This is a genomic window from Roseateles sp. GW821-FHT09G09, from assembly GCF_059415965.1.
Map to the genome: position 1 here is coordinate 49,982 of NZ_JBWKOG010000009.1, position 11,160 is coordinate 61,141.

At 69.8% G+C, this 11,160-nt stretch carries 8 protein-coding genes; 5 read left to right on the plus strand and 3 right to left on the minus strand.

Annotated features, from left to right (window positions below; translation table 11 throughout):
* Positions 1 to 181 precede the first annotated feature (181 nt).
* From AC07O8_RS22595 to AC07O8_RS22615, 5 genes are all read left to right on the plus strand, one after another.
* A complete protein-coding gene (locus AC07O8_RS22595; protein WP_495050183.1) occupies positions 182 to 880 on the plus strand; it encodes a hypothetical protein in 699 nt (232 codons plus the stop codon).
* A 2-nt stretch (positions 881 to 882) separates the two neighbouring features.
* Positions 883 to 2,646, plus strand: coding sequence for an HD-GYP domain-containing protein (locus tag AC07O8_RS22600; protein ID WP_495050184.1), 1,764 nt, complete (start codon positions 883 to 885; stop codon positions 2,644 to 2,646).
* Positions 2,639 to 4,759: a CHASE2 domain-containing protein gene (locus tag AC07O8_RS22605; RefSeq protein ID WP_495050185.1), complete on the plus strand. Its 2,121-nt coding sequence runs from the start codon at positions 2,639 to 2,641 to the stop codon at positions 4,757 to 4,759. Before AC07O8_RS22600 ends, AC07O8_RS22605 begins: the two co-directional genes overlap by 8 nt.
* A 133-nt stretch (positions 4,760 to 4,892) precedes the next feature.
* Positions 4,893 to 5,693, plus strand: coding sequence for a DUF4198 domain-containing protein (locus AC07O8_RS22610; protein WP_495050186.1), 801 nt, complete (start codon positions 4,893 to 4,895; stop codon positions 5,691 to 5,693).
* The gene (locus AC07O8_RS22615; protein WP_495050187.1) at positions 5,690 to 6,187 is read left to right on the plus strand and encodes a CREC-EF hand family protein; all 498 of its coding nucleotides are present in this window, start codon (positions 5,690 to 5,692) and stop codon (positions 6,185 to 6,187) included. The genes AC07O8_RS22610 and AC07O8_RS22615 overlap by 4 nt, the downstream gene beginning before the upstream one ends.
* A 66-nt stretch (positions 6,188 to 6,253) precedes the next feature.
* Here AC07O8_RS22615 and eutC read toward each other — a convergent pair whose 3' ends face one another.
* The 3 genes from eutC to AC07O8_RS22630 all read right to left on the minus strand — a co-directional run.
* Positions 6,254 to 7,048: an ethanolamine ammonia-lyase subunit EutC gene (eutC, locus tag AC07O8_RS22620; RefSeq protein WP_495050188.1), complete on the minus strand. Its 795-nt coding sequence runs from the start codon at positions 7,046 to 7,048 to the stop codon at positions 6,254 to 6,256.
* Between the two features lie 32 nt (positions 7,049 to 7,080).
* A complete protein-coding gene (locus tag AC07O8_RS22625) occupies positions 7,081 to 8,502 on the minus strand; it encodes an ethanolamine ammonia-lyase subunit EutB (protein ID WP_495050189.1) in 1,422 nt (473 codons plus the stop codon).
* A gap of 52 nt (positions 8,503 to 8,554) precedes the next feature.
* Positions 8,555 to 11,160, minus strand: a 2,606-nt coding sequence (locus AC07O8_RS22630) for an autotransporter outer membrane beta-barrel domain-containing protein (RefSeq protein ID WP_495050190.1), incomplete at its 5' end; no start/stop codon positions are given.

An 11,160-nucleotide genomic window follows, 5' to 3' on the forward strand; every position in this document is an offset into this window, starting at 1 on the left:
ACCTGCACCTGCACCTGCACCTGCACCTGCACCTGCACCTGCACCTGCACCTGCACCTGCACCTGCACCTGCACCTGCACCTGCACCCGCGCCCGCGCCCGCACCCGCGCCTGCACCTGCACCTGCACCTGGACCTGGGCCGGCACCCAATCCTCCGGTAAGGCCGCTGCCCAACGGCAACGTGACGCTCGGTCTGGTGTGGAGCACCGAGAAGGGCGAGGTCGCGTCCGGCCTGACGCAGGCATCGGCCACCTTCAACGCCCAAGGCGGTCTGCTGGAAGCGGACAACCCCGCGACAGGCAAGTCGATGCTCGAGAAGGGCAAGCCGACCGACGTCGGCTCGAACGGCGTCATCGGCTGGGGACGCTGGATCGACGGCCAGAGCAAGGTCAAGGGCACGTCGAACGGCCAGGGCGTGGGCAATGGCAATCTGGCGACGCTGCATTACTTCGCCATCGCCGCGACACCGACCGGGCCCGTGATCGGCACCTTCTCGTCGTTCGCCTCCACCTCGCCGACGGTGCAGTCCGACGGCAAGCTGGTCGCCACCGGCGCCGTCAACGGCGCCACCGGCTCCTTCACCGCCGCGCTGCAACTCCAGCTCGGCGGGAGGGCCAGCTACTCGCTCTCGGTGCCGGTCGCCGGCCAGACCTTCTCGCTGGTCGGCGTGGCCACGCAGACCTCGGCCTCGGGCTTCTCCGGCGTCTCGCTGATCTCGAGCACCGGCACCGGCTGCCAGGGCGGATGCAGCGGGAGCCTGGGCAACAACGTGTCGGTGATCGGCCAGATCGCGGGCGCGTCGGGCACGCAGGCCGGCCTGGCCTACGGCTTCGACAGCCGCATCGGCAACGTCTCAGGCGTGATCATCTTCAAGCGCTGAACATGACGCCTCACGACCTCCGCCACCCGGCGCGCTCCGTCGACGCGGTCCGGCTCAAGGGCCTGATCGAGACCTGCATCATGATGTCCATGAGCCGGGACCGGCCGGCGCTGCTGCAGCAACTGCTCGGCGAAGGCCGCCGGCTGCTCAACTGCGACGGCGCCACGATGTACATGGTGACGGACCAGCAGACGCTGCGCTTCGAACTGCGCACCCGCAGCGATCCGCTGCCCTCGCAGCAGATCCCGCTGTACAACGAGCACACCGGTCGGCCCAACGAGAACTTCGTGTCCGTCTACACGGTGCTGCACAACCGCGCCGTCCTCATCGACGACGTCTATGCCGAGTCCCGCTTCGACCTGACCGGCACGCGCGCGTTCGACGTCGCCACCGGGTACCGCACGGTCTCCATGCTGACCGTGCCGATCGCGCCCCGCGGCGGCGCGCCGGTCGGCGTCCTGCAGTTCATGAATGCGCTGGACCCGGCCACCGGCGTGATCGTTCCCTTCGATCCCGAGAGCGTGACGCTGGTCGAGGCGATGGCGGCGCAGGCCGCGGTGGCCTTGGACAACCTGTCCCTGGTGGAGTCGCAGAAGGAACTGATGGGCAGCCTGATCCGCGTGCTCGCCAACGCGATCGATGCGAAGAGTCCCTATACCGGCCGCCACTGCGAGCGTGTGCCGGAGCTCGCGATGATGCTCGCGCGCGCGGCCAGTGACACCACGGAAGGCCCGCTCAAGCACTTCGCATTCCGTTCGGACGAGGAGTGGGAGGAGTTCCGCATCGGCGCCTGGTTGCACGATTGCGGCAAGGTGACCACGCCGGAGTACGTGATCGACAAGGCCACCAAGCTTGAGACCATCCACAACCGGATCCACGAGGTGCGGATGCGTTTCGAGGTCCTGCGCCGCGACCTGGAGATCGCCGCGCTGCGGGCCCGCCTGGACGGGACCTGGACCGGCGAGACCCAGGCCGCCCATGAGGCCGAACTGGCCCGGCTCGACGCCGATTTCGCGTTCGTGGCCAGGAGCAACGTCGGCACCGAGACGATGGACGACGGCGCGGTGGAGCAGCTGCATCGGATCGGCGCGCGTCGCTGGATGCGGCACTTCGACGACCGGCTCGGGTTGTCGGCGGCCGAGCTGGCAAGCTGCGCCGACGAGCCCGCCCCCGATCTGCCGCACAGCGAGCCGCTGCTGTCGGATCGTCCCCGGGACATCGTGCGGCGGCCGCCGGAGGACCGGCCCGATCCGTCCTTCGGATTCCGCATGGACGTGCCGGAACACCTCTACAACCGCGGCGAGCTGCACAACCTGGGCGTGCGCAGCGGGACGCTGACGCGGGAGGAACGCTACAAGATCAACGAGCACATGGTCCACACGATCACGATGCTGGAGCAGATGCCGTTCCCCAAGCACCTGCGCCGCGTGCCGGAGTACGCCGGCACGCATCACGAGCGGATGGATGGCAAGGGTTATCCGCGGCAGCTCGGCCCGGACCGCTTGTCGGTGCCGAGCCGGATCATGGCCGTGGCGGACATCTTCGAGGCGCTGACGGCCTCGGACCGTCCGTACAAGAAGCCCAAGAAGCTGTCCGAGGCCCTGGCCGTGCTGAAGCGCATGGCCGGGCCGCATGTGGACCCGGACATCTTCAACCTGTTCCTCGCATCGGGCGTCTATCTCGACTTTGCCCGCAAGCATCTGGACCCCGCGCAGATCGACGTGGACGACGCGTCGCCGTTCTACGCCACGGACACCCATGGGTGATCACGGCGCCGGCATGTCGCGCTGGGCCTGGCTGGTGCCGCTCGGCGCCCTGGTGGCGGCGCTGGCGCTGATCGTGGCCAGCCCGGTGCCGCTGCGCACCGCGCGCAACGCCGTGTTCGACCAGTTCCAACGCTGGCACCCCAGGCCCTACCTGACGCCCGCCGTGCGCATCGTCGACATCGACGAGGAGAGCCTGCGGCGTGTCGGCCAGTGGCCATGGTCGCGGGCGCAGGTGGCCAGGCTGCTGGAGGCCACGCGGCGGCTGGAACCGGCCTCCGTGTCGCTGGACATCATGTTTCCCGAGCGGGAGGGGCAGTCCCGCGCCCGATACGACGACGCGCCGTCCACCCAGCCCGACCAGACGCTGGCCGAGGAACTGCGCCGTGGCAGGGTGGTCCTCGGCTTCGCGCTGACCGGGCCGCAGAGCGGCCGCGACGCGGGCGGAGCCGCTGGCGACGACCTGCTGTCGAAGGCCGGCTTCATCGCGGCGGGGGGCGACCCGATCCGCTCGATCCCGGCTTTCTCGAGCAGCGTGAGCAACCTCCACGACCTGCAGGTCGCCGCGACGGGTCAAGGGGCGATGACCTTCATGCCGGACGTGGACGGCATCGTGCGCCAGGTGCCGCTGATGTTCAGCCTGCAAGGGCGGCTGGTGCCCTCGCTGACCGCAGAGGCGCTGCGCGTGGCGGCGGGCGCGGACAGCTACCGCGTGCGGACCGCCGACGGTGATGGCGGCGTGGTGAACCTGCGCATCGGCACGAAGGTGCTCGAGACCGATCGGACCGCCTCCTTGTCAGTGCACTACGCGAGCCCGCAGCCGGCGCGATACCTCCCGGCATGGCAGGTGCTCGAAGGCCGGGTGCCGCCCGATGCGCTGCGCGGCCGCCTCGTCCTGGTCGGCACCTCGGCCCAAGGGCTGCTGGACTTGCGATTCAGCCCGCTGGGAGGCGTGATCCCCGGCGTCGAGGTGCATGCGCAGGCCCTGGAGCAGATCCTGTCGGGCCAACAGCTGCTGAGGCCCGGATGGGCGCCCGCGACGGAGTGGCTCGCCGCGTTGATCGGCTGCATCGCCGTGGCGGTCGTGGCGATGACGACGAGGCCGGGACGGTCGGTCGCCATCTTCGTCCTGCTGGCGGGAGGAACCGGTCTGGCGGCGTGGTGGGGGTTCCGCCTGCACGGGCTGCTGCTGGACCCGGGCGCGCCCATCATCGCGATGGCGATGGTGTTCGCGCCGACCACGCTGCTGCGGTACCGATGGGCGGAGCGACGCCAGCGCTGGATGCAGACGACTTTCTCGCGCTACGTTTCGCCGAACCTCATCGATTACCTGGTGGCCCATCCGCAGGCACTGGAGCTGGGCGGCCGTCGACAGCGATGCAGCTTCGTGTTCACGGACCTGCAAGGCTTCACGGCGCGCATGGAATCGATGGATCCGGCGGTGGCGGTGACGGTGCTGAACACCTACCTGGACGGGATGATCGCCATCGCGTTCAAGCATGACGGCACGCTGGACCGGATCGTGGGCGACGCCGTGGCCATCATGTTCTCGGCGCCGGTGCCGCAGGCCGACCACGAGAGGCGCGCATTGCGCTGCGCGCTGGAGATGCAGGCCTTCGCGCGCTCGCACCATGAGGACCTCCTTCGCCAGGGGATCCCTTTCTGCGACACCCGGATCGGGGTGCACACCGGCGCGGTGACGGTGGGCAACTTCGGCGGCGCGACGCTTTTCGACTACCGCGCGCTGGGCGACCCGGTGAACACGGCGGCGCGGCTGGAGGGCGCCAACAAGTTCCTGGGGACGTCGCTCTGCGTGTCGGAGGACACGCTGCGCCACTGCCCGGGCGCAGTGGCGAGGCCGATCGGTCGTCTGCGGTTGGCGGGCCGATCGTCGTACCTGATGGTCCACGAGGCCGTGTCGGCGGAGGGTGTCGACGGGGAGGTCGATCACGCCTACGCACGGGCGTATGAGCTGATGCGCGGTGGCGATGACGGTGCGCTCGCCGCGTTCGAGGCGCTCGCGGAGAGCCGTCCGGAAGACAAGCTGGTCGCGCTGCATGTTGCTCGACTGCGAGGCGGCAGCAAGGACGATGCGATCGAGCTGACGTCGAAGTAGATGCCGTCGCGCCGCGCAACACCTGGCCCCAGCGACCCCACGGCCAGGCTCGACCACTGTTGTTGACAATAATTCGCAATTGCGAGCAATTCTCATCTATAGTGCCGAGCGACTCAATCCGGCATCTACCGTCATGTCCTTCTCCCCATTCAAGAAGATCGGCCCCTGGCTTGCTCCGCTGCTGCTGTGCGCGGGTGCCCAGGCCCACTCGCCCTACCTCAAGCCCAACACCTTCAGCGCCGAGGAGCAGCGCAAGCACGTGACCGTCGAGGCGTCCTTCGCCGAAGGCGACCTGCGCCCCGATGTGGCGATGAAGTCCGACACCTTCCAGGTGATCGGCCCCGACGGCAAGAAGCTGCCGCTGACGCCGGCCGCCGTGCTGAAGGACGCCAGCTACCTCGAGGTGCCGCTGGGCGCCGGCAACGGCACCTACCTCGTGTCGTCGGGCGTGCGCAAGGGCCGTCTGGCCAAGGGCGTGCTGCGCGAGGGCAAGGTGGTCTTCTCCGAGCGCGCGGAAGACGCGAAGCCCGGTGACAAGCCGATCGAGGTGCAGAGCATCACCCGCGCCGACGTCTACGTCACCCGCGGCCGCCCCGGCGCGGTCGACTTCGATACCGAAGGCGTCGAGATCTTCCCGGTGACCAAGCCTTATGAACTCTATGCCGGCGAGCCCATCACCGTGCGCGTGCGCGAGAACCGCAAGCCCCTGGCCGGCGAGACGCTGACCGTCATCGCCGACGGTCAGAACTACGTCAGCCACAAGCAGCCCGAGCTCGACTTCAGCACCAACGCCGCCGGCGAGGTGACTTTCAAGCCCAAGACGGCCGGTCTCCACCTGTTGCAGGTGCGCGTGCGGCGCGCTTCCGCGGACAACCCCGCGCTGTGGATCAGCACCACGGCCACCCTGACGATCGAAGTGCAGCCCCAGCCATGAAGACGATCTTTCAACATTCCCTGATGGCCGCCGTCCTGGGCCTGGCCTCGCTGCCGGTCCTGGCCGCCTCGCACTCCTCAACGACCTTCATCGCCGAGCAGGATCTCAACGGCGACGGCAAGGTGCTGCTCGCCGAGTTCAAGCTGGGCCGCGAGGTCGAGTTCGTGCGCATCGACTTCAATGCCGACGGCCAGTTGAGCGAAGCCGAGTACCTCGGCGAATTCGAAGGCCGGCTGATGCAGCGCATCGGCAAGATCGCCGATCCGGAGAAGCGCCGCGAGGAACTGCAGCGCCAGATGCGTCAGGCCAAGGTCCGTTTCGGCGTGCTCGACAAGGACAAGAACGGCAGCATCAGTCTGGAAGAGTTCATGGCCGCCGGCCTCGGCATGTTCAACCTGCACGACCGCAACAAGGACGGCGTCGTCGACGAGGTCGACGTGAAGATCGCCGAGGACGACAAGAAGGCGGGCAAGGAGAGCTTCGTTTCGCCTTGAACTGCATGACTCCCTCTCCCGCTTGCGGGAGAGGGCGGGGGTGAGGGCCAGCGGCCGTGGCAGTCCTCAGCGCGTATCCAGCCGGAACGACTCCCTCGTCTCGACCACCGGCGCCGCGTCGGCACTTTCATCCTTGAGCGCAACACCTGTCACCTGACGGGCTCGCGCCTCGTTCAGCAACCACGCCAGTCGCGCGGCGGCGGCGTCCGGCGCCAGCCCTTCCGGCCGCACGTTGGAAATGCAGTTGCGCTCCGCATCCACGCGACCTGGCCGAGGGTCCCAAGTGACATACACGCCCATGCTGTCGGGCGAGCTCAGCCCCGGGCGTTCGCCGATCAGCACCACGGCGAGCTTCGCGCCCAGTGCGTGACCGATCGGATCCCCGATCGCCACCCGCGCCTGACGGACGATCGCCACCGGCGCCCACCGCCAATCGTTCGCGAGCATCGGCCTGAGCGCCGAGATGAAGGCGAGGGCATGGCGCTCGATCGCCAAGGCGGACAGGCCGTCCGCCACGATGAGCGCGAGGTCCGGCGGATCTGTCACCGCGGAGGCACCGAGCAGCGCCGTCGAGGCGTCGTCGAGCCGACGTCCCAGGTCCGGCCGCTGCAGGTAGGTGGCCCGATCGATCGCCGCGCTGTGCAGATCGAGCGTCTCCATTCCCGCTGCCCGCAGCGATTCGCCAAGCGCCTCATGATCCAGCTCGCGGTGCACCGCGTCCCGCGCCTGCGCATGGGCCAGCTGGAATGCCAGATGCGCGGACGTCGGCTGACTCACGCCCGCCCGGCCCAGGCCGATGCGCGCCGGCGTGAGGTGGCGCAGCGTGCGCCAGGGGTTGGTGATCAGGAGGTCGTCGCTCATGGTCAGGCTCAGGCTCAGGATGAAGGCCGCGCTCAGGAGGAAGGCAGCAAGGCTGCGAAGGCGGGGGACATGCCATCCACCAGATGCCCCGGCGCGCCCGGCTGCGCAATGCGCATGCGCTCGAGCCAGCGCTCGAACTCCGGGGCCGGGCGCAAGCCCAGCACCCGTCGCGCATACAGCGCGTCATGGAAAGACGTGGTCTGGTAGTTGAGCATCACGTCGTCCGAGCCCGGGATGCCCATGATGAAGTTGCATCCCGCCACGCCCAGCAGCGTGAGCAGCACGTCCATGTCGTTCTGGTCGGCCGCGGCATGGTTGGTGTAGCAGATGTCGCAGCCCATCGGCAGGCCCAGCAGCTTGGCGCAGAAGTGGTCCTCCAGTCCCGCGCGGATGATCTGCTTGCCGTCGTACAGGTACTCGGGCCCGATGAAGCCGACTACCGTGTTCACGAGCAGCGGCTCGAAGTGCCGCGCCACCGCATAGGTCCTGGCCTCGATGGTCTGCTGGTCGCAGCCGTGGTGCGCGCCGGCGGACAGCGCGCTGCCCTGGCCGGTCTCGAAGTACATGACGTGCCGGCCGCGTTGGCCGTCGTCGAAGACGGCGCCCCGCGTCAGCGACAGCGCTGTGGCGCGCGCCTCGGCCAGCAGCTTAAGGTCGACGCCGAAGCTGCGGTTGGTCGCTTCCGTGCCGCCGATGGACTGGAACACCAGGTCGACCGGCGCGCCGCGCTCGATGCACTGCAGCGTGTTGGTCACGTGGGTGAGCACGCAGCTCTGCGTGGGGATCTCGAAGTGCTCGATGACCTCTGCGAGCAGGCGCAGCAGATGCCCGACCTGGGCCACGTTGTCGGTGGCGGGATTGATGCCGATGACCGCGTCGCCGCTGCCGTACATCAGGCCGTCCAGCACGCTGGCGGCGATGCCGCTGGCGTCGTCGGTCGGGTGGTTGGGCTGCAGGCGCGTGGACAGGCGGCCCGGAAGGCCCAGCGTGTTGCGGAAGCGCGTGACGACCTCGCACTTGCGCGCGACCAGGATCAGGTCCTGGTTCCGCATGATCTTGCTCACCGCGGCCACCATCTCCGGCGTGAGGCCGGGCGCGAGGCGAGTCAGCGTCTTCGTGTCGGCCGCGTCGGAGAGCAGCCATTCGCGCAGCCCGCCGACCGTCAGATGGCCGACGGCCTGGAACGCCGCGGCGTCGTGCGTGTCCACGATGAGGCGGGTGACCTCATCGTCTTCGTAGGGGACCACGGCCTCGGTGAGGAAGGTCTTCAGCGGCAGATCCGCCAGCGCCATCTGCGCGGCGACGCGCTCCTGCTCGGACTCGGCGCCGACGCCCGCGAGCCGGTCGCCCGAGCGCTCCGGCGTGGCCTTGGCCATCAGCTCGCGCAGGCTGTCGAAACGGTAGCTGACGGCGCCGACGCGCTCGCCATAGGCCGAGGTCTTGGAAACGTTCATCGCTCGCTCCTTGAGCCTCAGCTTAACCTCCCGTATGTCGCCGTCCGACCCCTCAGAACGTGGCGATGGCGCCCAGCATGAACGAGCTGTCCGTCCGGTTTTCCCGGGTCTGCCCGCTGACGCCGGCGTAGACGTAGCCGCCGGGCATGACCAGCCAGGTCCCTGTCAGTTCCGCACGCAGGTACTGGCGGCTGACACGCGGCGCCTGGATCTGGATGGCCGCGCCGACAAGGCTCGCATCGACCAGCAGGCGACGCAGCGCCCCCGACTCGCGGCCCACCGCCAGGCGCCCGCCGAAGGTGAAGCGCGCGGTGCCCGGATCCTTGTCCGTCGAGCCCACGCCCAGTCCGACCTCCATGCGGCCGCCGCCGGCCGACAGCTTGCCGAGATTCAACGCGGCCAGCGATCCCGAGTCCTCGACTGCGGCATCGCGCTTGACCCGCTGCGTCTCGACGCGCGCATACGGCACCAGCCGCACGTTCTCGTAGTTCATCGCCGTGCGCACGCCGATGCCGGCGAAGGCCTGGCGCGTGGAGGCGTCGGTCTTCAGCTGGCCCTGGCTCAGGCCGAGCGCCGCCAGAGGATCCTCACGGCTGCTGAGGGCCTTGCCGCCGCCGCCGCCGATCTGCCCGTCGACGATCAGGCCGGCGCCCAGCCCGATCTGGCCATACGCCATGCCGAGCGTGTCCTTCACCTCGCCGCTGCCGCCGCTGTCGGAGCGCAGCTTCTGGTTGGACTGCGACAGTGCCACGCCGAAGCCGTTGGTGCCGTCGTTCATCACGTCGAAGCCGATCGTGATCTGGTGGCGGTCGCGCGTGCGCGCCGACGACGAGGCGCCATCGGCGGCCCAGCGGCTGCTGCCGCCGCTGTAGTCCACCCAGAGCCCGCGCTGGCGTGATTCCGGGGCGGACACGTGCCGGGTCACCGCGTCCTGCAGGCGCTGGCCGGCCGACGGCAGGGCGGCCGCGACGGCCCCGTGGATCTCGCCGCTGAGCGAGCGCATCGTGCTGAGCAGCGCCGCTTCGCCGAGCCCGCCGACCGTGTTGATCAAGGTCGTCTGCGCCGGGGTGGCGGTGCCGCCGTCCTGCGCCGCCGCCATCACGTCCAGCGCCGAGGCGACCGACTGCGTGTTCAGGTTGGCACCCTGGGCCCGGGCGAGGGCCAGGTAGGCGGTGGGCACGACCAGCAGGTCGACGCCGTTGGCGGAATAGAGCGCCCGCAGCCGCGTGCCCGCCTTCAGTCCGGTGGGCTGCGAGAGGACGCCGAAGGTCGTCGCATCCAGCCCGCCCTGCGCGGTGACGATCTGGAAGCGCTGCCCCAGCGACGGCGCATACGGCGTGTAGGTGCCGAGGCCGGAGATGCCGACGAGATTGACCGTGAGCTGCGCGCCGTTCGCGCTGAACTTGCTCCCGGCACCGGTCAGCACGAGCTGATCGTGGTGTCCCGCGCCGTTGCCCGGCGTCGCGCCGTTGATGTCGACTTCGAAGGTCGATCCCGGCGCCAGGCTGACGCTGGCGCCCACCGTCATCACGCCGGGGGAATTGCCCGGCGACAGCTTGCCGCCCGACGCGACCGTCACCGGTCCGGCGATCGCGCCGCTGCCTTGCAGCACCGCGCCGCTGCGCACGTCCACGCCGCCGGCCAGGCTGCCGTTCACGTGCAGCGTCGACGCGGCCAGGATGGTCAGGCCCGTGTAGGCCTGCGCGTTGCCGACGGTCCACTGCCCGCCGTTGAGCCGCACGCCGCCGCTGCCGCTGATCGCGCCGGTGAAGGATGTGGCCGTCGTGTCGATGGTCAGGGTCTTGCTGCCGAGCGCCACGCTGCCGCTGCCGGCGAGGGAGTGGACGCTGGTGCCGGTGCTCGTGCCGGAGATGTCGAAGCTGCCGTTGTTCGTCAATCCGCTGGAAGCGGCGACGCTGCCTGCGCCCGACAGCGCCAGGGTCGCTCCGCTGGCGACCGAGGTGGCGCCGGTGAAGGTGTTGGCGCCGGACAGCGACTGCGTGCCGCCGGTCACGGCCAGACCGCCGCTACCGCCGATCGTGCCCGCATAGCCGCCGCTCGCGTTGGCGACGGTCAGGGTCCGTGAGCCGAGGGCGACGCTGCCGCCGCCGGTCAGGCCCATCAACGTCGCGCCCGACGTCGTGGCGGAGATGTCGAAGCTGCCATTGTTCGCGAGCCCGCTGGAGGCCGCGATGCTGCCCGCGCCCGTCAGCGCCAGCGCCGCGCCGCTGGCGACCGAGGTGGCACCGGTGAAGCCGTTGGCGCTCGAGAGCGTCTGGGCGCCGCCGGCCACGGTCAGGCCGCCGCTGCCGGCGATGCTGCCGGCGTAGGCGCCGCTGGCGTCGGACAAGGTCAAGGTCTGAGCGCCCAGGACGACGGTGCCGCTGCCGGTCAGCGCCTTCAGCGTGGCGCCCGCGGTCGTCCCGGAGATGTCGAAGCGGCCGTCGTTGGACAGGCCGCTGGAAGCGGCGATGCTGCCTGCGCCCGTCAGTGTCAGGGCTGCGCCGCTGGCCACCGAGGTGGCGCCGGTGAAGGTGTTGACGCCGGAGAGCGACTGCGAGCCGCCCGCGACGGCCAGACCGCCGCTGCCGCCGAGCGTGCCCGCATAGCCGCCGCTGGCGTTGGACAGCGTGAGGCTCTGAGCGCCCAGGGCGACCG